At 66.8% G+C, this 23,737-nt stretch carries 20 protein-coding genes and 1 tRNA gene; 11 read left to right on the top strand and 10 right to left on the bottom strand.

What is annotated here, in order from left to right; all coding sequences use genetic code 11:
- Positions 1–134: 134 nt before the first annotated feature.
- The 4 genes from ACU5AP_RS10785 (at position 135) to ACU5AP_RS10770 (ending at position 5,188) form a co-directional block, all read left to right on the top strand.
- A tRNA-Gln gene (locus ACU5AP_RS10785) sits at positions 135–208 on the top strand.
- 203 nt (positions 209–411) lie between these two features.
- Positions 412–1,869: an amidohydrolase family protein gene (locus tag ACU5AP_RS10780; RefSeq protein WP_446681230.1), complete on the top strand. Its 1,458-nt coding sequence runs from the start codon at positions 412–414 to the stop codon at positions 1,867–1,869.
- 242 nt (positions 1,870–2,111) lie between these two features.
- Complete coding sequence (locus ACU5AP_RS10775) at positions 2,112–4,355, top strand: TonB-dependent receptor (RefSeq protein ID WP_164918022.1); 2,244 nt, start codon at positions 2,112–2,114, stop codon at positions 4,353–4,355.
- Between the two features lie 98 nt (positions 4,356–4,453).
- Positions 4,454–5,188, top strand: coding sequence for a TetR/AcrR family transcriptional regulator (locus ACU5AP_RS10770; RefSeq protein WP_003165040.1), 735 nt, complete (start codon positions 4,454–4,456; stop codon positions 5,186–5,188).
- Here the strand turns inward: ACU5AP_RS10770 and ACU5AP_RS10765 are convergent.
- From ACU5AP_RS10765 to ACU5AP_RS10755, 3 genes are read right to left on the bottom strand one after another with little or no spacing between them, the layout of a single operon-like run.
- Positions 5,185–6,555, bottom strand: coding sequence for an MFS transporter (locus ACU5AP_RS10765; protein WP_128720107.1), 1,371 nt, complete (start codon positions 6,553–6,555; stop codon positions 5,185–5,187). The genes ACU5AP_RS10770 and ACU5AP_RS10765 overlap by 4 nt on opposite strands.
- Complete coding sequence (locus ACU5AP_RS10760) at positions 6,555–8,189, bottom strand: class I adenylate-forming enzyme family protein (RefSeq protein WP_128720106.1); 1,635 nt, start codon at positions 8,187–8,189, stop codon at positions 6,555–6,557. The genes ACU5AP_RS10765 and ACU5AP_RS10760 overlap by 1 nt, the downstream gene beginning before the upstream one ends.
- Positions 8,189–8,662, bottom strand: coding sequence for a MaoC/PaaZ C-terminal domain-containing protein (locus ACU5AP_RS10755; RefSeq protein WP_003165035.1), 474 nt, complete (start codon positions 8,660–8,662; stop codon positions 8,189–8,191). Before ACU5AP_RS10755 ends, ACU5AP_RS10760 begins: the two co-directional genes overlap by 1 nt.
- A 309-nt stretch (positions 8,663–8,971) precedes the next feature.
- Between ACU5AP_RS10755 and ACU5AP_RS10750 the strand changes: the two genes are divergently transcribed.
- The 7 genes from ACU5AP_RS10750 to ACU5AP_RS10720 are packed head-to-tail and all read left to right on the top strand — an operon-like array spanning position 8,972 to position 17,615.
- Positions 8,972–9,064, top strand: a complete 93-nt coding sequence (locus tag ACU5AP_RS10750) for a potassium-transporting ATPase subunit F (RefSeq protein WP_157677928.1) — start codon at positions 8,972–8,974, stop codon at positions 9,062–9,064.
- Positions 9,065–9,080: 16 nt separating this feature from the next.
- Positions 9,081–10,793 carry a potassium-transporting ATPase subunit KdpA gene (gene kdpA / locus ACU5AP_RS10745; RefSeq protein ID WP_128720104.1) on the top strand — a complete coding sequence of 571 codons (1,713 nt, stop codon included), beginning with the start codon at positions 9,081–9,083 and terminating at the stop codon, positions 10,791–10,793.
- A gap of 13 nt (positions 10,794–10,806) precedes the next feature.
- Positions 10,807–12,873 carry a potassium-transporting ATPase subunit KdpB gene (gene kdpB, locus ACU5AP_RS10740; protein WP_128720103.1) on the top strand — a complete coding sequence of 689 codons (2,067 nt, stop codon included), beginning with the start codon at positions 10,807–10,809 and terminating at the stop codon, positions 12,871–12,873.
- Positions 12,874–12,903: 30 nt separating this feature from the next.
- A complete protein-coding gene (locus ACU5AP_RS10735; RefSeq protein ID WP_128720102.1) occupies positions 12,904–13,662 on the top strand; it encodes a TorF family putative porin in 759 nt (252 codons plus the stop codon).
- Positions 13,662–14,252 carry a potassium-transporting ATPase subunit KdpC gene (gene kdpC / locus ACU5AP_RS10730; protein ID WP_128720101.1) on the top strand — a complete coding sequence of 197 codons (591 nt, stop codon included), beginning with the start codon at positions 13,662–13,664 and terminating at the stop codon, positions 14,250–14,252. The genes ACU5AP_RS10735 and kdpC overlap by 1 nt, the downstream gene beginning before the upstream one ends.
- Positions 14,249–16,918, top strand: a complete 2,670-nt coding sequence (locus ACU5AP_RS10725; RefSeq protein ID WP_128720100.1) for a sensor histidine kinase — start codon at positions 14,249–14,251, stop codon at positions 16,916–16,918. Before kdpC ends, ACU5AP_RS10725 begins: the two co-directional genes overlap by 4 nt.
- A gap of 10 nt (positions 16,919–16,928) precedes the next feature.
- Positions 16,929–17,615, top strand: coding sequence for a winged helix-turn-helix domain-containing protein (locus ACU5AP_RS10720; protein ID WP_003165028.1), 687 nt, complete (start codon positions 16,929–16,931; stop codon positions 17,613–17,615).
- A gap of 66 nt (positions 17,616–17,681) precedes the next feature.
- Here the strand turns inward: ACU5AP_RS10720 and ACU5AP_RS10715 are convergent, their stop codons facing one another.
- The 7 genes from ACU5AP_RS10715 to copD all read right to left on the bottom strand — a co-directional run bounded on the left by ACU5AP_RS10715 (position 17,682) and on the right by copD (position 23,737).
- Positions 17,682–18,068 carry a copper resistance CopC family protein gene (locus ACU5AP_RS10715; RefSeq protein WP_128720099.1) on the bottom strand — a complete coding sequence of 129 codons (387 nt, stop codon included), beginning with the start codon at positions 18,066–18,068 and terminating at the stop codon, positions 17,682–17,684.
- Between the two features lie 21 nt (positions 18,069–18,089).
- Positions 18,090–19,490 (bottom strand): copper resistance protein B, encoded by a 1,401-nt coding sequence (locus ACU5AP_RS10710; RefSeq protein ID WP_232623934.1) that lies wholly within the window; start codon positions 19,488–19,490, stop codon positions 18,090–18,092.
- Entirely contained in the window at positions 19,487–21,271 is a 1,785-nt protein-coding gene (locus ACU5AP_RS10705; RefSeq protein WP_128720098.1) for a copper resistance system multicopper oxidase, read from the bottom strand. The genes ACU5AP_RS10710 and ACU5AP_RS10705 overlap by 4 nt, the downstream gene beginning before the upstream one ends.
- Positions 21,272–21,399: 128 nt before the next feature.
- A complete protein-coding gene (locus tag ACU5AP_RS10700; RefSeq protein WP_003165025.1) occupies positions 21,400–21,954 on the bottom strand; it encodes an RNA polymerase sigma factor in 555 nt (184 codons plus the stop codon).
- A 7-nt stretch (positions 21,955–21,961) separates the two neighbouring features.
- Positions 21,962–22,402, bottom strand: coding sequence for a Spy/CpxP family protein refolding chaperone (locus tag ACU5AP_RS10695; RefSeq protein ID WP_003165023.1), 441 nt, complete (start codon positions 22,400–22,402; stop codon positions 21,962–21,964).
- Positions 22,399–22,680 (bottom strand): hypothetical protein, encoded by a 282-nt coding sequence (locus ACU5AP_RS10690; protein ID WP_046652911.1) that lies wholly within the window; start codon positions 22,678–22,680, stop codon positions 22,399–22,401. Before ACU5AP_RS10690 ends, ACU5AP_RS10695 begins: the two co-directional genes overlap by 4 nt.
- 151 nt (positions 22,681–22,831) lie before the next feature.
- Positions 22,832–23,737: a copper homeostasis membrane protein CopD gene (gene copD / locus ACU5AP_RS10685; RefSeq protein WP_128720097.1), complete on the bottom strand. Its 906-nt coding sequence runs from the start codon at positions 23,735–23,737 to the stop codon at positions 22,832–22,834.

Genomic DNA, 23,737 nt, shown 5'->3' with positions numbered 1-23,737 from the left:
TAAATGAGGCTCTCGAAAAAAGTCTCGGGTCGATGAAAATTCTTTCGTTTTCAGGTGTTGCATCCCCCGGAGCCTTGGCGTAGATGACCGCCCTCGCCGCGACGCACAGCGCTCGGCGGGAAACACCGGACCGCTGGGGAATGGTGTAATGGTAACACTACGGTTTTTGGTACCGTCATTCTAGGTTCGAGTCCTAGTTCCCCAGCCATCGGTTTTCGCTGAAGAAATCGCCCTTCGGGGCGTTCCTCCAAACATCACGATCGCAAGCTCCGCCGCGCTGGACGCACGTCTTCGTCTGCGAATTGCCGCGACCGATGAAATGCCCCCGATCGTTTGCGGAATCGAAATAGCGTAGCCGTTCCTATCGCGTTGGCATGCGGCCATGGCCGCTCGATTGGTGAGGATGCGCTCTTGAAGACTTGGTTCGGCGGAATCGCACAGCAACGGCCTCTGCAACATGGCGCGACCTGCGCCTGTCATTCTCCCCAGGCGCAGAAGCTGCTGGCCCGTATGGAAGCGGGCATGTCGCGACGCTCTATTTTGGCTGGCGCGGCGGCGGGCTTCGCCACAGCCGGGCTTGGCGTCGCTTCGCCGGCGTTCGCTCAGGCGTCGACCAAGCCGCGCCTGCTCGCCAATGTGCGGATCTTTGATGGGGCGAGCGCCCGTCTGATCGAGGGCCGCAACGTCCTCATCGTCGGCGACATGATCCAGGCGCTGGTTCCCGCAGGCGAGATTGTCGCGGACGCCGATGTGGTGGATTGCGGCGGACGTGTCCTGATGCCGGGCATGATCGACGCTCACTGGCACGCCATGCTGGCCGGCATTTCTCAGATGGCCGCAATGACCGCCGATATTCCCTATCTGCACCTCGTGGCGGCTCAGGAGGCGGAGCGCACTGTGATGCGGGGCTTCACGACCGTTCGCGACATGGGCGGCCCCAGCTTCGCGTTGAAGCGCGCCATTGATGAAGGCCGTTTCGCCGGGCCGCGCATCTATCCGTCGGGTTCGATGATCTCTCAGACCTCGGGGCATGGCGACTTCCGGATGCGGGCTGACTTGCCCCGAACGGCCCAAAGCACGCTCAGCGTTGCAGAGCAGGCGGGCATCGCCGCCATCGCCGACGGCGAGGCCGAGGTGCTGCGTCGCGTGCGCGAACAGCTGATGCTCGGCGCTAGCCAGATCAAGATCCACGCAGGCGGCGGCGTCGCCTCGACCTATGATCCGGTCGACGCCCTGCAATATACGGAAGCCGAGATGAAGGCGGCGGTGGCCGCCGCTACGGATTGGGGCGTCTATGTCTGCGCCCACACCTATACGCCGGCAGGCATCCAGCGGGCGGTCGCCTGCGGAGTGAAGTCCATCGAGCATGGACAGATGGCGGACGAGGAGACGGTGCGGCGCATGGCGGACGCCGGCGCCTGGTGGAGCATCCAGCCCTTCCTGGCCGACGAGGACGCCAATGTTTACCCCTCGCCTGAGCAGCGCGCCCAACAGCAGATCATCGCTGAAGGCACGGCTCGCGCGATTGAATGGGGACGCAAGCACAAGGTGAATATGGCCCTCGGCACCGATATCCTGTTCAGCCCGAAGGGCACGACGACGCAGGGCAAGCAGTTGGCCAAGTTCGCGCGCTGGTACGGCGCCGCCGAAGTGCTGCGGATGCTGACGGACGGCAACGCAGAGATCCTGAAACTATCAGGTCCGCGCAATCCCTATCCGGCGAAGCTGGGACGCATCGAGGCCGGCGCCTATGCGGACCTGCTGGTGGTCGAAGGCGATCCGCTGGCGGACATCTCGGTGATCGCTGACCCGGACCGGACGATGAAGCTGATCATGAAGGCCGGGCGCATTCACAAGAACACGCTTTGAGGCGACGCCTGATCGAGTCGGCGGGCGTGCAGCGCCTTTCGCGAACTGAAGGGGAGGGTGTGCGCGCCCTTTTCCTTTCCCGCGGTCAAAGCCGCAGCCATGCCCGGTAAGCTCTGCCTACAAGTTTATGGGACTATTTCGGGAGCGCGCGAACGCATTGACAGCGGTCGTTGAATGCGTCGTATATGAATATGGCCTCATATTTAATTTCAACGACACATAGAGGCGAAGGGGAAGATAGCGTGAAGAAGAGCAATCTATTCGGAGCGGTATGCACTGTGGCGCTCGCCGTGGCGGCGAACGCCCAAGCCCAGTCGGAACCTGCTTCGGACATCGCAACTGTCGAAGAAATCGTGGTGACGGCGCGTCACCGCGCCCAGAACCTGCAGGATGTGCCGATCTCCATCACCGCCTATTCGGGCGAAAATCTGGACCGGATGAACGTCAACAACGTGCTGGAGCTGAGCGGCCTGGCGCCGGGCCTTCAGGTGCACGGCGGGGACTCCTCAGTGGCGCCTAAGGTCTATATCCGCGGTGTCGGCTCGAACGACTTCAACCCGACCAACCCCAGCCCGACCGCCGTCTATGTGGATGGCGTGATCCGCGGCTCGTCGATCATGCAGTTGGATTCCTTCTTCGACCTGTCGCAGGTCGAGGTGCTGCGCGGACCGCAGGGCACGCTGTTCGGCCGCAACACCACGGGCGGCGCCCTGAACATCACCAGCCGTCGTCCGACGGATTACTACACGGCTGATCTGACCGCCCGTTACGGCTCACGCGAGCGGATGGAGTTGGAAGGCGGCGTCGGCGGCCCGGTGATCGAGGATGTCCTGGCCTTCCGCGCGGCGGCCAACTACGTCCGCGACGACGGCTATACGAAGAACCGCCTGACCGGGAACAATGTCAACGACACCGACCGCTGGGCTGCGCGGATGTCGCTGCTCTACACGCCCAACGATCGCGTCGAAGTGCTGGCTCACATCGGCGGCGGCAACAGCCGCAACGGCGCCCTGCAGGGGCAGGCGAGGGGACTGATCCCCAACACTGCAGCCGCCACAGGGCCGGACGGCTGGTGCCTGCCCAGCTTCTACGGCACTTCGGCCTGCACTGACGCGTTGGGCTATGTCGACACCGATGGCGATCCCTACGCCGGCGACTATTCGATGGAAGGCCGCGACAGGCTGAAGCTGTTCAACGCCGATGTCACCACCACGGTCGATCTGGGCGAGCTGTCGCTGGTGTCGGTGACTGGCTTCGTCAACGCTCGCCATCGCGACGACGAGAACACGGATTCCGGCCCGAACAATCTGATCAAGGGCTTCTATCGCGTCGATCAGGACCAGTTCACCCAGGAGTTCCGTCTGCAGTCCAATAGCGGCGGTCGCTTCGACTGGGTCGCGGGCGTCTTCTACATGAACGACAGCCTGAAGTCGGACAGCGCCTTCGAGATCGGTCTGGACCTGCTGAATATGCTGCCGGATCCGATGGACGGCGTCGCCATGGGCGTGGGCACTGTTTCCTATCCGCACAGCCTGAAGACCGAGAGCTACGCCGTCTTCGGCGAGGTCGACTACAAGCTGACCGAGCGCCTGTCGCTGGTCGCGGGCCTGCGTTGGTCGCGTGACGACAAGACCATGGACTACCACAGCCGCTTCACCGAGGCGGGCGTGACCCTGGTCGACTTCCATGGCTCCAAGTCGTTCGAGAGCATCTCGGGCCGCGCCGTGCTGAACTATGACATCAGCGACAACTCGCGCGCCTATGTCAGCTACAACCGCGGCTATAAGAGCGGCGGCTTTGCGGGAGGCATGATTACGGACGTGCAGGATCTGGGTCCGTATGACGACGAAGTGCTGAACGCCTATGAGGTCGGCTTCAAGAGCGAGCTGTTCGGACGTCGCGCGCGCCTGAACGCGGCGGCCTTCTACTACGACTATCAGGATCTGCAGGTTTACAGCTACGTCGTGCGCGGCCCGACCAGCGTGCCGATCCTCGACAACGCCTCCGACGCCGTCATCAAGGGCGCGGAAATCGAGCTGACCGTCGCGCCGATGAAGGGGCTGGATATCTCGCTGGGCGCCGCGGTGCTGGACAGCGAGTACAAGAACTACATCTCGGTAGGCGAGGACTTCTCTGGCAACCGCCTGCCGACCGCGCCGGAGTTCACCTTCAACGGTGCTGTGTCCTATCAGCACAGTCTGGCGGACAAGGGGGATCTGCTGATGACCCTGTCGGGGTCGTATCGTTCGAAGTTCTACTTCAGCTCGGGCAATGTAGAGCGGCTCAGCCAGGACGGATATTGGACCGTAAACGGCGAACTGGGCTGGGCTTTGCCGGACGGCAAGACCGAGGTCGGCCTGTGGGCGCGCAACCTGACGGACGAAGTCTATCAGCGCGGCATCGTCAACCTGGAGGCCCTGGGCATGGACCGGGTGTCGATGGGCGAGCCTCGCTCGGCTGGCGTCTATCTGCGTTTGCGTTACTAAGGGACGCTTGGCGGCGTTCGGCCTGGTCGGACGCCGCCGGTTCTTGATCGAAACGACGGGCTGGGGCGTGATCCGACCTCGTCGCAGACGAGGCGTTGATGCAACTGCAGAGCTATTCCTCCTATCTGGCCGCCGAGCTGCGGGACAATCCGCCGCGTCAGAAGGGCCAGCGCACGCGCGCACGGCTTTTGCTGGCCGCAGCCCAGGTGCTGGAGGAGCGTGGTTTTCACGCCATGCGCGTCGGCGACATCACAGCCCAGGCCGAAGTCGCCGAAGGCTCCTTCTACGTCTACTTCAAGGACAAGACCGAGATTTCCGTCGAGGCGTTGGCCCGCTTCTTCGATGACTATGTCGCCAAGGCGATGACGCCGGCGTCAGGCGATACGCCATTCGCTCGGATCCGTTCGACTAACCGTCTGTGGTTCCGGGTCTGTCGGGCGAATCCCGGCCTCATGAAGTGCGTCTTCCAGGTCGGCGACTATGTTCCCGAATTTCTGCAGATCAGCCAGAAGATCAACCGCCGCTGGGCCGAGGTCGTGGCCGAGAGCATCCAGCGTCGCCGCGCCGAGGATGACCCGGACGCCGTGCGCCTGGCCGGCTACATGCTGGTCGCCATGGCGGACGAAATCGCTCGCAAGATGATCGTTCTGCCGGATGAATCGTTCATCGAGGTCTTGGCGCGCATGGGAGCCGACGCGGACGACACCCTGTCGGACGCCGTCAGCGTGGTCTGGCACCAGTTGGCCTATGGCGACGCGCCTGCCAGCGACGACCTGCCGGAAGCGGCCGTCAGACTGGCCGGCTTCCTGTCGCGGTCGCGGCCCGCCGTTTAGAGCGGTTGGCCCTGACGGCGACGCAGGCGATCCAGCTTGAACAGCAGCGGCGCGCTGCACGCCAGCATGAGCGCCGGACCTGTCGCGAACAGCAGGGGAATGGCGGCTAGAGCCGAAGCCGGCTGCGCCTGCCCCCCTGAGACATAGCCCGCGAGGCCCAACAGCACCCCCGCGGCCGCGCCGCCCAGGGCCAGACCCAGCTTTTCACCCGAGACCCAGACGGCCGTCAGCAGGCCGAGATTGGCTTCAGCCTCTTTCTGATCGCGGGCCGCGACCACGCTTGGCATTAGGGCGAACGGCAGGACATAACACCCCGCCTGACCCAGGCCCGCCAGGGCGGCGACGGCGGTGGCGAGGGCCACATCGCCCGGCCCGCACCAGACATAGCCCAGGGTAGCCAGAGCATAGGCTGTGGCGGCGCCGATCGCCGCACGTGTCGCGCCCAAACGGTCGGCGATCTTGACCCACAAGGGCATGGCCGCGACCTGAACGACGGCTCCGGCCAGGAACAGTTGCGCCAGCACGCCCGAAGACGCCTGGATCTGATAGGTGACGGCATAGGGCATCATCGCCGACTGGGCGCCCATGGCGACTGTCTGGAAGGCGTAGCCGATCCACAGGAAGCGATAGGCTGGATTTCCCAGGGTGGCGCGCACCCCGGCCGCCAGCGCCTTGGCCGGCTTCAGCGGCGCGCCGAAGTCGCGTTGGCGGTCCTGTAACTTCCAGACCGCGCGCAACGACCCCAGCAGGGCGCCGCCCGCCATCAGCGCCAGCAACAGACCCATGACCGCATAGCCGGGACGGCCGCCGCCCGCCATTTCGACCAACATGGGCGACATCCCGCCCGCGACCATCAGGCCGAACGCCAGGAAGCCGACGCGCCAGGCTACGACACGGGTCCGGTCCTGCTGACGTCGCGAAATCTCGCCCGGCATGGCGGCGTAGGGGATGGAGAACAGGGCGTAGGCCGTCGTCGCCGCCATGTAGGCCGCCATGACCCAGATCACGGCGCCGAAGCCGGTCAGGTGCGTCGGCGGGGCGAACATGGCCGCGAAACCTAGTGGAAACAGGGCCGCGCCCGCCGCCATCAAGGGCCAGCGTCGCCCCATCCGCCCGCGGAGTCGATCTGACCACAGGCCCACGACAGGGTCGAACACGACTTCCCAGATCTTCGGCAGCAGAAGGACCACGCCCGCCGTCGCCGCCGGCACCGCCAGGGTGTCAGTCAGGAAGTAGAGCAGCAACAACTGCGGCGTGATCAGGAAACAGGCCAGGCCGATATTGGCCAGGCCATATCCGGCCAGCAGGCGAGGGCGCAGCGGCGTCGCTTGCTCCAGGGCGTTCGGCGTCTTGACGGCGGCGTCCATTAGTCCTCCACGGCCAGACGGCGCAGCGCCATCTTGTCCACCTTGCCGACCGGCAGACGCGGAAGGTCCGGCTCGATCACGAAACGCTTGGGAATCTTGTAGTTGGCCAGTCGCTGGCGGCAATGAGCCTGAAGCTGAGCGGCGTCGACGCCGGCGCGGGCGATCACGAAGGCGACGCCCACCTCGCCCCAGACAGGATCGGGAATTCCCACGACAGCGGCCTCGGTGATGGCGGGGTGGCCTTCCAGCGCGATCTCGATCTCGCGTGGATAGACGTTGTAACCGCCGGATTTGTACATTTCCTTCAGCCGTCCGGTGATGCGCAGACGGCCGTCGTCCAGCCAGGCGCCGACATCGCCAGTGCGGAACCAGCCGTCCTTGGTGAAGGCGTCGGCCGTGGCGTCAGATCGGTTCCAGTAGCCGAGGAACAAGGGCGCGCCCCTGGCCTCGATCTCGCCGTCGACGCCGGCGTTTTCGACCAGCGAACCGTCTTCGGCGCGCAGGCGGACTTCATAATGACGGGTCGGCCGTCCGACCGAGGCCGTAGCGAAGACGACGTCCGCATCATCCTGAACCGTCATGTCGCCGGTGGCGGCGATGGGGCCGCAGGATTCCGTCAGGCCGTAGTTGGTGCCCATGCAGGTCGCGACGGGGATCAGAGCCTTGATCGTCGGCGCAGGCATGGCCGCTCCGCCCCAGAAGACGCGCCGCACAGCCGACAGGTTGGTCTGGGCGAAGGCGGAATGAGCCACCGTCATCTCGAACACGGACGGAACCGTGCCCCACAGGGTGACGCCCTCCAACGCCATCGTGTTCAGCCCCGTTTCGACGTCGAACTGTTCCAGAAAGGCCAGCTTGCCGCCGTTGACCAGAACCATGGCGGTGATGTCGCCGACGCAGCCGATGTGGTTGATCGGCAGGTAGTTCAACATGCACAGCGGTTCGCCGCGCAAGGGTTCGCCCTGCTCCAGGGCGGGAAGGATCAGTCCTTCATGATGCAGGACCGCGCCCTTCGGCTTGCCTGTGCTGCCTGAGGTGTAGACGATCAGGCAGGGATCGCGCGTCGAAACGGACCGTTTCCGCTCCGTCAGGGCTTCGTCGGGCACGGCCTCGCCCTGGGCGACATAGACGCTTAACGGCAGATGGGCGCGGGCGTCCAAGTCGTCTTCGCCGATCAGGACCAGATCAGCCGACACTTCCGCCGCCAGGGCTTCCAGATCCTCGACGTAATCTCGTCCAGCCACACGGCGACGCCCGATGATCAGGCGCGGCGCGCAGTCGCTGACGACATAGGCCAGTTCTTCATAACGGTAGCGAGGGTTCAATCCGACCCAGATAGCCCCGACCGCGGCCGTGGCCAGGAAGACGGTCAGAAAGTCAGGGGAGGGCGGGGCCAGCATGGCGACGCGATCGCCCTTGCCGACGCCGGCGGCGATCATGGCGCGGGCGAGGGCGTCCACGCCGTGCGCCAGCTCCGCATAGGTCTGAACCTGACCGTCCAGCGTCGCCGCCGGCGCATCAGGCGTCTGCTCGCCATACCAGGCGGCGTAGTCGGAAATCAGCGTCAGCAGCGGCGAATCTCCTACCGCCGACGCCGTGCTGGAAGGCATCAACCGCTGCTGAGCGCTGGACATCAGGCCCTCGTTTCGACGCTGTCAGGCACCCAGACGCTGAGCCAGGTCGCCACCAGGGCAGGGCGCTCGCCGCCTTCGATCTCGATCACGGCGTCCATGGAGCGGCGCACTCGTCCAGCCTCATCCGTATGCTCCGGTCCCTTGACGAAACGGCCCCGCACGCGGCTGCCCGTCGGCACCGGCGCGACCAGACGCATACGATCGAATCCATAGTTCAGGAAGTAGCCGCCTTCAGGCTTGAAGTCGCCGCCGGCGCCTTCGATCGCTTTCGCGGCGAGGTGGGTCAGCAGGGACACCGTCAGGAAGCCAAAGGCGATCGTGCCGCCGTAAGGCGTGTTGTCCTTGGCCCATTCGGGGTCGTTGTGAAAGGGATCGCTGTCCAGGGTGGCGCGACCGAAATCGTCAATCATGGCCTGCGTCACCTCGACCCACTCCGAGACCATCTCCGAAGCGTGTTCAACCGCCTGAACCATCACTGAACCCTAAAATTGAAGATGACCTCATATTCACAGTTTTGGAGGGTGGTGCAAGGGGTTTAGTCGCGGCCGCCGATGATGGAGCGGATCAGGGCAAGTCGCCTGTTCTGAAGCCCCTTCGGCCTTGATGCTTTATGCGCGCCTTATGCGGGGAGCGGCTTTCCGAATGGCCCGCTTACGCCCTGAAAGCGTCTCTTCCGGCCCTAACTGAGCTGGAGGTATCGGCATGGCCGATGTGATTTTCGTGACGATCGGCGTTGGAGCCTTCGTGGCCTTCGCCGTCCTCGCCATTGTGTTGAGGAGGTTGTGACCGTGTGGCTGAACGTCCTTTGGGGCGTCGGCGCCCTGGTCATCGCCGGCTATATGGTCGCGGCCCTGCTGCGGCCCGAGCGGTTCTGAACGGAGCCGCCTTCTCATGAACATTCAAGGATGGGCGGAGATCGCCCTGACCCTCGGCCTCGCCGTCATGCTCGGCTGGCCGATCGGGGTCTATATGTCGCGTGTCTGGAACGGCGAACGTACTTGGCTGGACCCTGTGCTGAAGCCGGTAGAGGGTCTGTTTTATCGCGCCGCCGGGGTTGATCCGACGCGCAGTCAGGGCTGGCTGGGCTATGCCGGCGCCTTGCTGGCGTTCAACCTGGCGGGCTTCCTGCTGCTTTACGCCATGTTGCGCCTGCAGGGCGTCCTGCCGATGAACCCGCAGGGGTTCGACGGGGTCAGCCCGCACCTGGCCTTCAACACCGCCGTCAGCTTCGTCACCAACACCAACTGGCAGAGCTATAGCGGCGAAACCACCGTCTCGACCTTCAGCCAGATGGTCGGACTGACGGTGCAGAACTTCGTCTCGGCCGCCACCGGCGCGACCATCGCGGCGGCGTTGGCGCGCGCCTTCATCGCCAGTCGCGGCGAGGGCGTCGGCAACTTCTGGGCCGATCTGACGCGCACCAGCCTCTATGTCCTGCTGCCCATCGCCTTCATCGTGGCCGTGGCTCTGGCTGGTTTGGGCGTGGTGCAGTCGCTGGCGGCCTCAGCCCAGGCGACGACGCTGGAGGGCGGATCGCAGACGATCAGCCTGTTCCCGACCGCCAGCCAACTGGCCATCAAGCAGTTGGGCATCAACGGCGGCGGCGTGTTCGGCGTCAACTCGGCGCACCCGCTGGAGAACCCGACCCCGCTGACCAATCTGATCACGGCGATCAGCGTGAACGTCCTGGGCTGGGCGGCCTTCTTCGCCTTCGGCCGCAGCGTCCTGGCCAAGAAGGACGTGCGCGCCCTGGTGGTCGCGGCGATCCTGTTGCTGGGGGCGGCGGGTTCGGCCCTCTATGTCATCGAAAGCCAACCTGCACCCGCTCTGGTCGCGGCCGGCGTCGATACCTCCGCCGGAAACATGGAAGGCAAGGAGGTCCGCTTCGGCGTGCCGTCGTCCGTCGCCTGGGCGGCCCAGACGACAGGCGCCTCGAACGGGTCGGTCAACTCCATGCACGCCAGCTATATGCCGCTGGGCGGGGCGGTGACGATGTTCCTGATGCAGTTGGGCGAGATCCTGCCCGGCGGGATCGGCTCGGGCGTCGCGGTCATGGTGCTGATGGCCATGCTGGCGGTTTTCGTGGCGGGCCTGATGGTCGGCCGCACGCCGGAATACCTGGGCAAGAAGATCGAGGCGCGCGAGATCCAGTTCGCCATGCTGGTGGTGCTGGTCGTGCCTTTGTCGGTGCTGGGCTTCTCGGCTGCCGCAGCGGTCCTGCCCGAGGCGTTGGCCAGCCTTTTGAACAAGGGACCGCATGGCCTGTCCGAAATCCTCTACGCCTATACCTCGGCGACGGGGAACAACGGTTCGGCTTTCGGCGGATTGAGCGCCAATACGCCGTGGTGGAACACCACCCTGGGTCTGGCCATGCTGCTGGGGCGGTTCGTGCCCGCCGTCGCGGTTCTGGCCGTGGCTGGGGCGCTGGTCGCCAAGCCCCGCCTGGCGCCGTCGGTCGGCACCCTGCCCACGCATGGCCCGCTGTTCATCGGCCTGTTGATCGGGGTGATCCTGATCCTCGGCGGCCTGCAGTTCTTCCCCGCACTCTCCCTGGGACCGATCGTGGAGCATTTCGACATGCTCCAGGTCACGGCCCGGTTCTGATCGGATATCCGTCATGACCCAAGTCACGCTCGATCCGTCGAGCTCCCGATCTGCTGCGCCCATCGCGGGCGGCCTGAACGGGGCCATGCTCGGCCGGGCGCTCGGCGACGCCGTCGTCAAGCTGAACCCGACCAAGCTTCTCAACAACCCGGTGATCTTCGCCACCTGGATCGTCGCGGCCCTGGCCACCGTCTCAGCGGTCGCCGCCGTGGCGACGGGGCAGGCGGCGGGCTTCGCCGTCCAACTGGCCCTGTGGCTGTGGGCCACGGTGCTGTTCGCCAACGTAGCGGAAAGCATCGCCGAGGGGCGCGGCAAGGCGGCGGCCGACAGTCTTCGCGCCTCACGCGTCACTACCAAGGCCAAGCTGATCGTCGACCCTGTGACGGGCACGGTCGTCCCGACCCCGGCGCATGAGCTGGAGATCGGCGCGATCGTTCTGGTCGAGGCCGGGGATGTCATCCCCTCGGACGGCGAGATCATCGAGGGCGTCGCCTCGGTCAACGAGGCCGCCATCACCGGCGAAAGCGCGCCCGTCATCCGCGAAAGCGGCGGCGACCGCTCGGCCGTCACAGGCGGCACCACGGTCGTCTCCGACTGGATCAAGGTGCGCATCACCTCGGCCCCCGGCGCGACCTTCCTCGACCGCATGATCGCCATGGTCGAGGGGGCGGACCGTCGCAAGACGCCGAACGAACTGGCCCTGTCGGTCCTGCTGGCCGGTCTGAGCCTGATCTTCCTGATCGCGGTCGCGGCCCTGCTGGGTCTGGGCGCCTATTCGGGCATCAAGCTAGACCCCATCGTCCTGGGCGCCCTGTTCATCACCCTGATCCCCACGACGATCGGGGGCCTTCTGTCCGCCGTCGGCATCGCCGGCATGGACCGGTTGCTGAAGGTGAATGTTCTGGCCACCTCGGGCCGCGCGGTGGAGGCGGCAGGCGACGTCGACACCCTGTTGCTCGACAAGACCGGCACCATCACCTTCGGCAACCGCATGGCGACCGAGGTCATCCCCGCGCCGGGCGTCCGTCTCGAAGCGGCTATGCGCGCGGCGGTCATGGCCTCATTGGCCGATGAGACGCCTGAGGGCCGCTCCATCGTCGAGCTGGGCCGCAACGCCGGGGTGACGGGCGACATGCCTGCCGGGGCCAAGACCATTCCGTTCACCGCCGTGACCCGCCAGTCGGGCCTCGAAGCGGACGGCCGCTCGTGGCGCAAGGGGGCGGTGGACGCCGTGCTCAAGGCCCTGGGGCTGGCCGAGGCTGAGGCCCCCGCCGAGTTCCGCGCCGCCGTGGACCGTATCGCCCGCTCGGGCGGCACGCCTCTGGCTGTGGTGGAGAACGAGGCCCTGGTCGGCGTCATCCACCTGAAAGACGTGGTCAAGCCGGGGGTCAAGGCGCGCTTCGCCGATCTACGCCGCATGGGCCTGCGCACCGTCATGATCACCGGCGACAACCCGGTGACGGCGGCCGCCATCGCCTCCGAAGCCGGGGTTGACGACTTCCTGTCCGAGGCTACGCCCGAGGACAAGATGCGCCTGATCAAGGCGGAGCAGGCCAAGGGGCGTTTGGTCGCCATGTGCGGCGACGGGGCCAACGATGCGCCCGCTCTGGCTCAGGCCGATGTCGGCGTAGCCATGCAGACCGGCGCCCAGGCCGCGCGCGAGGCCGGCAATATGGTCGATCTGGACTCGGACCCGACCAAGGTCATCGAGATCGTCGAGGTCGGCAAGCAATTGCTGATCACGCGCGGGGCCCTGACCACCTTCTCCATCGCCAACGACGTGGCCAAGTATTTCGCCATCATCCCGGCGATGTTCGTGGTCGGCCTGCCGTCGCTGGCGGCGCTGAACGTGATGAAGCTGTCCAGCCCGGAAAGCGCCATCCTGTCGGCGGTCATCTTCAACGCCCTGGTCATCGTCGCCCTGATCCCGCTGGCGCTGCGTGGGGTGAAATACCGCGCCGTGGGGGCGGGCAAGCTGCTGGGCCGCAACCTGCTGATCTACGGACTGGGCGGTCTGATCGCGCCCTTCGCCGGCATCAAGCTCATCGACATCGTCATCTCCGCCCTCGGCCTGGCCTGAAGCCGACCCTGAGGCGCAAGGAAAACCACTATGCGTAAACGCAAGAAACTCGACGGCTCGGACCTGAACAACGCCCTGTTGGGCGGGGCCTGCCTGATCGCCGTCATCACCCTGGGCCTGTGTACGGCGCCCACGGACGCCAAGGCTCAGGACGTTGCGAAGGGCGCCCGTCCCGAGATCGCCTTCAACGCCGCCATTGGATCTGACTACGTCTTCCGGGGCGTCAGCCAGAATGACGGCGACCCGGCGATCTCAGCCGGGGTGGATGTGACGCAAGGTCTCTTCTACGCCGGGGCCTGGGCTGGGAACGTATCTTTCGCCGGAGACGCCGACACCGACGCCGAGATCGACCTCTACGCAGGCGTCCGGCCCGCATTCGGCGGCTTCGACTGGGACTTCGGCGTGGTCGGCTATGTCTACGCCGGCCAGCCGGACGGCGCAGACTATGATTATGTGGAACTGAAGGCCGCCGCTTCGCGCGCGGTCGGCCCGGCGACGCTGGGCGCTGCGATCTACTATTCGCCGGACTTCTTTGGCGCGTCCGAGGACGAGGCGACCTATGCCGAGATCAATGCGGCGATCAGCCCGGCCGACAAATGGACGCTCTCGGCGGCGTTGGGGCGCCAGTGGGTGTCGTCTGACTTCGACTACACGACCTGGAACCTGGGCGCGGCCTATCAACTGACGGAGCGGCTGGGCCTGGACGTCCGCTATTTCGACACCGACGAGCACGGCTTCGGCTCCGCCTATGACAGCCGCGTCGTCGCCAGCCTGAAGGCGAACTTCTGATGCTGAACTATATTCGCCCGGCGATCGTCATGATCGCCCTGTTCACCGGCGTTCTGGGCGTCGGCTATCCGCTGGCCGTGACGGGGGTGGCCCAGGCGGCCTTTTCGGATCAGGCGAACGGCAGCCTGGTACGCGACAAAGCAGGGCAGGTGGTCGGCTCGGCCCTGGTCGGCCAGACGTTCGCCGCGCCGGGGTATCTGCACCCCCGGCCGTCGGCGGCGGGGGACGGTTATGACGCCGCCGCCTCGTCCGGCTCCAACCTCGGCCCGTTGAACCCCGATCTGATCGCGCGGGTGAAGACGGACGCCGACGCCTTGCAAAGCGAGGCGGGCGCAAAGGCCATCCCCGCCGACGCCGTGACGGCCTCTGCGTCGGGTCTCGACCCGCATATCTCTCCGGCCTACGCTGAGCTTCAGGCCGCTCGCATCGCCAAGGCGCGCGGCGTAGGGGAGGGGCAGGTGCGCGAAGTGATCCGACAGCATGTCGAGGGCCGCACGTTCGGCGTGCTGGGCCAACCGCGCGTCAATGTGCTGCTGACCAATCAGGCGCTGGATGCTCGCCTCGGTCTTCTGACGACTGAGGGCGGATGACGTCGCCGATTCTCTCTACGGATCAGGCCCCGGCCGCCCCGCGAAAGCGTGGGCGGCTGAAGGTCTTTCTGGGCATGTCGCCAGGCGTCGGCAAGACCTATGAGATGCTGCGCGCCGCCCGGAGACGAAAGGCCGAGGGCGAGGACGTCGTCGTCGGCGTGGTCGAGACCCACGGCCGCAAGGAGACGATGAGCCTGCTGCGCGGGCTGGAAGTGATGGCCCGTAGGCCCATCGCCTATCGCGAACGGACCCTGCTGGAGTTCGACATCGACGCGGCCATAGCGCGCCGCCCGGACCTGCTGCTGGTCGACGAGTACGCCCACTCCAACGCGCCGGGTTCGCGCCATCCGAAGCGGTGGCAGGACGTGGAGGAGATACTGGAGGCCGGGATCGACGTCTGGACCACATTGAACGTCCAGCATCTGGAAAGCCTGTCGGACGTGGTGCTGCGCATCACGGGCGTCCGCCAACGCGAGAGCGTGCCCGACAGCGCCCTGTCGCGCGCCGACGACATCGAGCTGGTGGACATCACCCCCGAGGAGCTGCGCAAGCGTCTGGCCGAGGGCAAGGTCTATGTGCCCGAGACGGCGCGGCTGGCCTCGGACAACTTCTTCAAGGTCGAGAATCTGACGGCCTTGCGCGAACTGGCCCTGCGTCGCGCGGCCCAGACGGTGGACGACCAACTAACCGCCCGTCTGCGCGAACAGGGCGCGGCCGGGCCGTGGGCGGCGGGCGAGCGCATCCTGGTCCTGGTGGCGGGCGACGCCATGGCCGGCCCTCTGGTGCGGACAGGGCGGCGCATGTCCGACATGATGATGGACGCGCCCTGGACCGTGGCTCATGTCGATCGGCCGTCTGGTGCGCGCCACGGCGTCGGCTCGGCGGGCAAGTTGTCCGATGCGCTGAAACTGGCCGAGCAACTGGGCGGGCGCACTGTGGTTCTCAGCGGCGACGACGTGGTGCGCGCCATCATGGATCACGCTCACAACAACCATGTCACCCAGATCGTCCTGGCCAAGGGACGCGACAGCCGCCTGTCCGAATGGCTGGGCCGGTCCCTGGCCGCCGAACTGCTGCGTCAGGCGCGGGGCGTGGCCGTTCACGTGGTCACCGACGAGGTCGAGCCGGAACCGAAAGCGCCGAAAGACGTGCGCCTGAACCTGGCCGGAGGGTGGCGCGGCTACGCCGTCGGCGTAGCTTGCGTCATTGCGGCGACGGGACTGGCCCTCTTGCTGGACCGGACCTTCGAACGTGTGGACCTGGGCGTCATCTATCTGACGGCGGTGCTGGCTGCGGGCGCCCTCTATGGGCTGCGACCCGCGCTGGCGGCGGCGACTGTCGCCTTCCTGACCTACAACTTCCTGTTCCTGCAACCGAAGTTCAGCTTCGCCATCGGGTCGCCGACGGACGTGCTGACCCTGATCGTCTTCTGGGGCGTCGCCTTGACGACCGGCGCCTTGGCGGGCCGGGTGCGCGAGCAGGCCAGGGCGGCCCAGCGCCGCGCCTCGGCGGTGTCCGCCCTGCTCGCCGCCAGCCAGCGTCTGACCGGCATCGGCGACCGGGGCGAGGCGGCGCGCATCCTGGCTGAACAGACGGCCGCCGCCGCCGGCGCCGGGGCTGTGGTGTTGCTGCCTGTCGAGAACGAATTGACCCTGACGGCTGGGGCGCCGGGCAAGCCGGAACTGGACGCGGAGGCCATGGCCGCCGCGCGCTGGGCCTGGGAAAAGGGCGAACCCGCCGGCCACGGCACCGGCACCCTGCCTCAAGCGCGGTGGAGCTTCCGGCCGCTTCAGGGCGTGCGCGACCGCGCAGGGGTGGCGGGGATTGAGGCGGCGGCCCTGTCGCCGGGCTCTGACGAGGAGAAACTGGCCCTAGCTCTGCTGGACCAGGGCGCTGTGGCGGTCGAGCGCGCCGATCTGGCCGGTCAGGCGGTAGAAACCGAGACCCTGCGCCGTACGGACCGCTTCCGCGGCGCGCTGATGAACTCAGTCAGCCATGATCTGAGAACGCCGCTGTCGACGGTGCTGGGGGCCTCGACCACCCTGATCGACCTCGGCGACAAGCTGAAGCCCGCCGTCCGCGCCGACCTTCTGCTGTCGATCCGCGAGGAGGCCGAGCGTCTCAGCCGCTACGTCGGCGACCTGCTGGACATGACCCGGCTGGAGGGCGGCGGTCTCAACATTCGCGCCGACTGGGTCGACGTGCGCGACGTGCTGAACGCAGCAGGCAAGCGCGTGGCGCGACGTCTGGGCGAGCGTAAGCTGGCCCGCGACTTCCCTGCCCAACTCAGCCTGGTCATGGTCGATCAGGGGCTGCTGGAACAGGCGCTGGTCAACATCCTCGAGAACGCCATCGCCTATAGCCCTGACGGCTCGACGGTCGAACTGGCCGCGTATGAAGATCGGGGCGCCGTGGTCATCTCCATCGAGGACGAAGGCAAGGGCATCCCCACCGCCGAACTGGAGCGGGTGTTCGACAAGTTCCGCCGCATGGAGGAGCCGTCGGACCGCACCAAAGGGGCGGGGCTAGGCCTGGCTATCGCCAGGGGCTTCGTCGAAGCGATGAACGGACGCATCGCCGCCGCCAGTCCGATCCAGGACGGAAAAGGCACCCGCATCCTGATCAGCCTGCCCAAGGCCGTCGTCACCCACCCGAGCCTGCTTTAAGGTCTGTCGCATGGCCGCCGTTCGTCCTCAGATTCTCGTCATCGACGACGAGTCCCAGATCCACCGCTTCCTGTCTCCGGCGCTGGACGCCGCCGGTTATGAGCCGCGCCGTGCTGACAGCGGGCAGGAGGGCCTGCGCGGCATCGCCCTGTGGAGTCCCGACGCCGTGGTGCTGGACCTGGGTCTGCCCGATATGGACGGCAAGGACGTGCTGGCCCGCGCCCGGGAATTCTACGCCGGTCCCATCATCATCCTGTCGGCGCGGGACAAGGAGGCCGAGAAGATCGCGGCTCTTGATCTGGGCGCCAATGACTATGTCGAGAAGCCCTTCGGCGTCGGCGAACTTCTGGCCCGGCTGCGCGCCAATCTGCGTCAGGCGCCGCGCGCCGAGGCGGCGGGGCCGCTGACGGCGGGCGAGGTGGTCATCGACCTGGAGCGCCGCAACATCACCCGCGCAGGCGAAGCCGTTCGTCTGACGCCCAAGGAGTATGATGTCCTGGCCCATCTGGCGCGCAATGTCGGCAAGGTCGTCGGCCACCGCGACCTGCTGACCGCCGTCTGGGGCAAGGCTCACGCCGAAGACACCCAATATCTGCGGGTCGTTATCGGACAACTGCGCCAGAAACTTGAGATCGACCCTGGGCAGCCCCGAATGATCGCCACCGAGCCTGGGGTCGGCTATCGGTTGACGGATTGAAGTAGGCTTCGGTCGTGGTGCTGGTTCTTCGTCAGCCCCACGACCTAGAGGCCTTGTCGAAGCCTTTTAGTGGACCATGAAGCGGGTCGAGCCGTTCATCCGATGGCCGTCAGGCCCTTCGGCTGTCCAGGCCGCCGCATAGTTGCCTGGGGCGAGGCGAGGCAAAGGCGCGCTGACGGTTCGAGCGGCCGGGGCCGACGGCGCCGTGACCGTGATCGGCGCTCGCCCCTGGGTCGTCAGGGTGACGGTCTTGAGCGTCATCGGATGGGGAAAGGTCACGCTGAATCGTTCCGGCGAACCATGCGTCATGGCGCCGTCGGCCGGGCTGGTGACGATGCCCGAAGCCTTCGCTTGCGAGCCGCCATGTCCGGCATGGCCCGCGTGCGGGTCTTGAGCGGCGGCCGCGCCGGCCAGCGAGGCCAGCGCAGCGGTGAGAACCATTGTCTTCAGCATGACCAATCTTCCCTTCAGATCTTAGAACCAGGCCTTGATGCCGACCACGAAGCGCGTGTCTTCGGGATCCTGGCCTCTGGCCTTGGCGTAGTCGGCGGTGTCGCCCAGCGAACGGGTCCACTCGACGCCGACGTAGGGGGCGAACTCCTTGCGGATTTCATAGCGCAGGCGAAGACCGGCGGTGACCGACGTCAGGCCCGAGCCGATCTCGAGCTCGGGGATGTCGCTGGCCGACAGAGCCACTTCGATCGCCGGTTGCAGGATCCACTTCTGGGTGATGCGCTGATCGTATTCGGCCTCGGCACGGGCGGTCAGGTCGCCCTCGGTCGAGAGGAAGGCGGCCGCGCTCATCTCGAACCAGTAGGGAGCCACGCCCTGAACGCCGACGGTCAGGTGGGTGGTGTCGTCGCCGTCCGGACGGAAGTCCTGGCGCACGCCCGCCTGCACGTCCCAGAAGGGCGCGATGGCGCGGCTGTAGAGAGCCTGAACCTCGGCCTCGTGAAGCTTGCCGTCGATCTCGCCTTCGCCCTCGGTCTTCCACCAGAAGCGGTTGATGTCGCCGCCGGTCCAGCCCTGGGCGCCCCAGCTGTAGCCGTCAGCGCCGTCGCCGAAACTGGCCTCGATGGAGTCGATCAGCACGGCCGTCGTGCGGATGTCGCCGTTCTCGACCAGAAGTTGCTTGCGCGAAGCGGCCATGACCGCCGGGTCGAACAGCAGGTCGGCGGCATGGGCCGGAGCCGAGCGAGCGGCGGCCGGGGGCGGGGTCTCGACCATGCGGCCGCCGACGGCGTCCACGCTGGTCGGTATGTTCGGCCCGCCGCGCGCGGCGCTCATGTCATGACCGGCGTGGGGATCGGCCTGGGCGGCGCCATGACCTGCATGGCCGCTCATGTCGTGACCTGTGTGCGGATCGGCTGGGGTCGCCTGGGCTGGAGCCATGGCGTGGCCCGCATGGGGATCAGCTGCGGGAGCGCCGTGCCCTGCGTGGCCGCTCATATCGTGACCGGCATGCGGATCGGCCGACGCGGTGTTGTGATCTGCGTGCGGGCCAGCTTGGGCGGCGTGGGCCGGAGCCATGTCGTGACCCGCGTGGGGATTCGCCGGGGCCACCTGGGCCGGAGCCATGTTGTGGCCGGCATGGGCATCAGCCGGAGCGGCGCCGTGCCCGGCGTGACCGCTCATGTCATGACCAGCGTGCGGGTCAGACTGAGCGCCGGAGGCGGCTCCATGCATGGGACAGGGCTTGCCCTCACGCATCATGGGGCAGTCGTGCGCGGGCTTGGCGGCCGAGGGCGTCGCCTGTGCGGCGGGAGCCGCTGCGGGAACGTGAGCCGCATGACTGGCGTGGCTCTGGGCCAGGGCGGGACCGCCCGCAGCCAGCATCAGGGGCGCGAGCGCCAGGGAGAGGGAAAGAGACTTCACGAGGCGGCTCCAGCCAGCGGGCGAACGGTGACGACGTTGAACATGCCCGCGTGCATGTGCATCAGAAGGTGGCAGTGGAAAGCCCAGTCGCCAGGCGCGTCGGCGGTCAGGTCGAAAGTGACCTTGCCGCCCGGCGCGACGTTGACGGTGTGCTTGAGCGGCTGATGGCCGTCGTGGCCGTTGACCAGCTCGAAGAAGTGGCCGTGCAGGTGGATGGGGTGGGCCATCATGGTGTCGTTAACCAGGGTCACGCGCACACGCTCGTTCAGCTCGAAGCGGATCGGTTCGACCACCTCCGAGAATTTGCGGCCGTCAAAGCCCCACATGAACCGCTCCATATTGCCGGTCAGGTGGATCTCCATGGTGCGCGATGGCGCGCGAGTGTCCTTGTTCGGCGTCAGCGAGCGCAGGTCGGCGTAGACCAGCACGCGGTGATCGACGTCATCGAGGCCCTGCGGCCGGTCGGCCAGGCGGTTGGACGGGGCCGGGGCGATGGCGTCCACGCCGACGCCGACGGCCATGTCGGCCGGGGCGTTATTCGGATCGCGCATGCTCATGCCCGAATGGTCCATCGGCGCAGCGGCCGCCGCGCCTGCCGCCGCCCCATGGCCTATGGCCGCGTGGTCGGCGCCCGCGGCGCCGTGCGCGCTGTGATCCATGCCGCCCATGCCCATGTCTTTCATGGTCAGGTTGGGCACCTTGCGCAGCGGCGGGACTTCCGCCGTCATGCCCCGGCGCGGCGCCAGGGTGGCGCGGCCCATGCCCGAGCGGTCGATGGCTTCGGAGACGATGGTATAGGCGCGGTCCTCGGTTGGGCGGACGATGACGTCATAGGTCTCGGCGACCGAGATCTGGAACTCGTCGACTTCGACCGGGCGGACGTTCTCCCCGTCGGCCTGGACTACGGTCATCGGCAGGCCAGGAATGCGGAAATTGAAGATCGACATGGCCGAGGCGTTGATGATGCGCAGACGCACGCGCTCGCCCGGTCGGAACAGGCCGGTCCAGTTCTCTTCCGGACCATGGCCGTTGACCAGATAGGTGTAGGTCGTGCCGTTGACGTCCAGGATGTCGCGCGGGTCCATCCGCATCCCGCCCCACATCCGGCGCTCGGCGGCGTTCATTCCGTCCGAACCGTCCAACAGACCGGCCAAGGTCGTCTTCTGCATGTTGAAGTAGCCGGGGCTCTTCTTCAGCTTGTCGAGGATTTCATGCGGATGCAGGAAGCTCCAGTCCGACAGGACCAGGACGTGTTCGCGGTCATAGGCGACCGGATCGGCCCCCGCCGGGTCGATGACGATGGGGCCGTAGTGGCCCATGGCCTCCTGAAGGCCCGAGTGGCTGTGATACCAATAGGTGCCCGACTGCTTGATCGGGAACTCATAGACGAAGGTCTCGCGCGGCTTGATGCCGGGGAAGCTGACGCCGGGCACGCCGTCCATCTGGAAAGGCAGCAGCAGGCCGTGCCAGTGGATCGAGGTGTCCTCGTCCAGATTGTTGGTCACCGACAGGCGCACGTTCTGGCCCTCGCGCATCCGCAGCAGGGGCGCGGGCAGCAGGCCGTTGACCATGAAGGCGTGGCCGGTGCGGCCGCCGACGGTGAAGCTGGCGTCACCTACGCTCAGGTCGATGTTCGGTCCGGTCAGCGTCGGCAGGTCGGCCCGCAGGCCGGGCGATCCGGTCTGCGCCCAGGCGGGCAGAAGGCCCTGCAGGCCCAGAATGCCGCCGCCCAGGGCGGCGCCTCGCAACAGGGTTCGACGGTCCAGTGATGTTGTCGCCATGAAGTCCAAGTCTCAAAGAGGCCGTTCGCCCGTAAGGGCGCGCGGGGAGGGGTCTGATCGGGATACGCAGGCGAAACGGCCGCCCCTTGCATCACCGTTGCGGCAGGGCGCCGCAGCATGCCGACGCCTTAGCGCGCCAGGGTCTGGTTTAACTTCTGCCTGGCGCGGGCGATGCGGGTCTCGACCGCCTTGGGCGTGACGCCCAGTACCTCGGCGATCTCGGCGTGAGAACGACCCTCAAGCGAGGCCAGCAGAAGCGGCGCCTTCAGATTGTCGGGCAGCGCGGCCAGGGCGCGATTCATCTCGTCCATGCGACGGCGGTCGTCCAACTGGGTCTCGGCTTCCGGCGCATCCTCGCCCACGGCCATGGCTTCGGGCGTGTCCAGCCCCATGACGCCGCGCACGATGCGCCGCACCGTTCGCTTACGGCCCCAGTCGCGGCACTTGTTGATGGCGATGGAGCGCAGCCAGGTCGCGAAGGGCCGCGTCGGGTCATAGCGCCGGATGGCCAGCCAGGCCGAGACATAGGTTTCCTGCAGCAGGTCGTGCGCCTCGTCTGTGTCGCCGACATATCGGCGAACGAAGCGATAAAGGTCGCCGCTGGTCGCCGCCATGAGGGCGGTGAAGGCTGTGCGGTCGCCACGCGCCGCGCGCGCCTCGTCTGTATCGCCCTCGACCTCCACCTCGGCCTTACCGAGGCTCTTGCGTAAGGGCGCCGGCGATTTCCTTGTCGAAGATGCGGGCCTGTTCCGGCGTCAACACCGCGCGCATCTCGAACACATGGGCGATGGTGGCCTTCTGCAAGGCGCCCATGGCGTCGTGGAAGTGGTCGACCGCGGCGCGGACCTCGGGGCTGTCGCCCTTGCTGGCGGCGATGGAGTCGGCCAGTTCGCGATTGGCGGCGCGGACATCGGCCTCCAGCGCGTCGCGCTGGACGGCGAAGCTCGCCTCGATCTGGTCCAGGCGGGCGTCTTGGTCGGCGGTCAGGTCCAGTTTCTGGTGCACGATGTCGTGCACGCTGGGGGTCTCGTGCTGCTTCATCATCCAGCCGGCCGCCAGCCAGGCGGCGCCGCCGCTGGCCAGGGCGGCCAAGACGACCGTCAGGGCGATGGACTTCCAGTTGGCGCTCATCCGCCGACCTCGAAGCGGGTCATCGGCGACAGACCAGCGGAGACGCTGAAAACCTGGATGTCCGACCGACCAGGCTTGAATGCCTGGCCCAGCATGCCGCCGTTGGTCACGCCGACCAGCAGGGCGACAGCCATGACGGCCAGGCGCACCTGGCTCATGCGACGCTGCTCCTGCCGCTCTTCGATCCGGCGCCAGACCCGGTTCTCCAGGCCCGCCAATCGTGAGGTCTCATCGGTTGAAGGCGGCGTCGCCAGCATGCGTTCCATGTCGTCTGTCATTCTGCGCCTTTCGCGGGCTCGATCCTTCATACGCGAGGCGACGCGTCTTCCCTTGGAAAGGAGCGCGTCGAACGGGCATGGTTCCGATAATGGCAACCTACGCCAAGTGGGGGGCGTGGCGAAAGATCGCGTCACGACCCAGGCTCGACGCCTAGAGGGAAGCGGGGGGCGGCTGGACGCCCATCACGGCGACGACAGCCAGGATCGCCAGCGCCATAGCGAACTCGATCACCAGGCTCTTTTTCAAATGCGGCATGGCCTGGCCCGCATCACGAGCCATCAAGGGCGCCAGACGGAATCGGTTGGCGGCCGCCAAACAGACCATCAGGCCAAACAGCGCCAGCTTGATCATCAGCAGGACGCCATAGGGGCTGGCGGTCAAACTCAGCGCTTTGGAGACGCCGACCAGATAGGCGCTGTTGATCAGCCCCGTCACGACCAGGGCGCCGACCGCCGCCGTACCGACCCCGGCGAATCCGGTCAGGCTGCGCGCCACGCCGGCGTCCCAGGCGGGATCGGCTGACGGTCGCCGCACGATCAGGACGGCGAAGGCCGCCAGGGCGCCGACCCAGATGGAGGCCGCTACGGCATGGGTGATGTCCGAGGCCAGGTGGATCAGATGTCCCGGCCCTTGCGTCGCTGCGCCGTGGCCGGTCCAGGCGAAACTGGCTGAGACGACGAGACCCAGCAGCGCCAGCACGCTCCACGCCAGCCGACCGGGACGCAGCAGCAGCGCCAACGCCAAGGCCAGAGCCGCCGCGAACATCCGCACGACCAACGCCTTGCCCAGCCCCATGCTCGTGACCATGAAGCCCAAGGCTTCCGGCTTGAGCGCTTCACTTAGGGAGCCCGCCATCATCGCGGTTTGAGCCAGCAGGGCACCGGGCGCGGCCACCATCAGGACTGCTGCGGCCCAGGCTATGGTCGGACGCGGCCAACGCAAGTTTAGCGGTCCGACCGCCCGCGCGCTGTAGAGCATAAAGGCGGGCAGGCCGAGCAGCAGCGCCCCGACGGCGTATTGCACCCCGCGCAGGACGACGATCCAGATCTCGACCAT

This window comes from Brevundimonas sp. RM1 (genome assembly GCF_052907225.1).
This window is presented reverse-complemented; position numbering and strand designations above follow the sequence as displayed.

What these genes read in the sequence shown, in the direction of transcription:
- ACU5AP_RS10690 (WP_046652911.1), bottom strand. Translation starts at nt 22,680, where the DNA reads ATGACAGACGACATGGAACGCATGCTGGCGACGCCGCCTTCAACCGAT.
- kdpA (WP_128720104.1), top strand. Translation starts at nt 9,081, where the DNA reads ATGAACATTCAAGGATGGGCGGAGATCGCCCTGACCCTCGGCCTCGCC.
- kdpC (WP_128720101.1), top strand. Translation starts at nt 13,662, where the DNA reads ATGCTGAACTATATTCGCCCGGCGATCGTCATGATCGCCCTGTTCACC.
- ACU5AP_RS10770 (WP_003165040.1), top strand. Translation starts at nt 4,454, where the DNA reads ATGCAACTGCAGAGCTATTCCTCCTATCTGGCCGCCGAGCTGCGGGAC.
- ACU5AP_RS10755 (WP_003165035.1), bottom strand. Translation starts at nt 8,662, where the DNA reads ATGGTTCAGGCGGTTGAACACGCTTCGGAGATGGTCTCGGAGTGGGTC.
- kdpB (WP_128720103.1), top strand. Translation starts at nt 10,807, where the DNA reads ATGACCCAAGTCACGCTCGATCCGTCGAGCTCCCGATCTGCTGCGCCC.
- ACU5AP_RS10760 (WP_128720106.1), bottom strand. Translation starts at nt 8,189, where the DNA reads ATGTCCAGCGCTCAGCAGCGGTTGATGCCTTCCAGCACGGCGTCGGCG.
- copD (WP_128720097.1), bottom strand. Translation starts at nt 23,737, where the DNA reads ATGGTCGAGATCTGGATCGTCGTCCTGCGCGGGGTGCAATACGCCGTC.
- ACU5AP_RS10705 (WP_128720098.1), bottom strand. Translation starts at nt 21,271, where the DNA reads ATGGCGACAACATCACTGGACCGTCGAACCCTGTTGCGAGGCGCCGCC.
- ACU5AP_RS10720 (WP_003165028.1), top strand. Translation starts at nt 16,929, where the DNA reads ATGGCCGCCGTTCGTCCTCAGATTCTCGTCATCGACGACGAGTCCCAG.
- ACU5AP_RS10695 (WP_003165023.1), bottom strand. Translation starts at nt 22,402, where the DNA reads ATGAGCGCCAACTGGAAGTCCATCGCCCTGACGGTCGTCTTGGCCGCC.
- ACU5AP_RS10765 (WP_128720107.1), bottom strand. Translation starts at nt 6,555, where the DNA reads ATGGACGCCGCCGTCAAGACGCCGAACGCCCTGGAGCAAGCGACGCCG.
- ACU5AP_RS10715 (WP_128720099.1), bottom strand. Translation starts at nt 18,068, where the DNA reads ATGCTGAAGACAATGGTTCTCACCGCTGCGCTGGCCTCGCTGGCCGGC.
- ACU5AP_RS10735 (WP_128720102.1), top strand. Translation starts at nt 12,904, where the DNA reads ATGCGTAAACGCAAGAAACTCGACGGCTCGGACCTGAACAACGCCCTG.
- ACU5AP_RS10725 (WP_128720100.1), top strand. Translation starts at nt 14,249, where the DNA reads ATGACGTCGCCGATTCTCTCTACGGATCAGGCCCCGGCCGCCCCGCGA.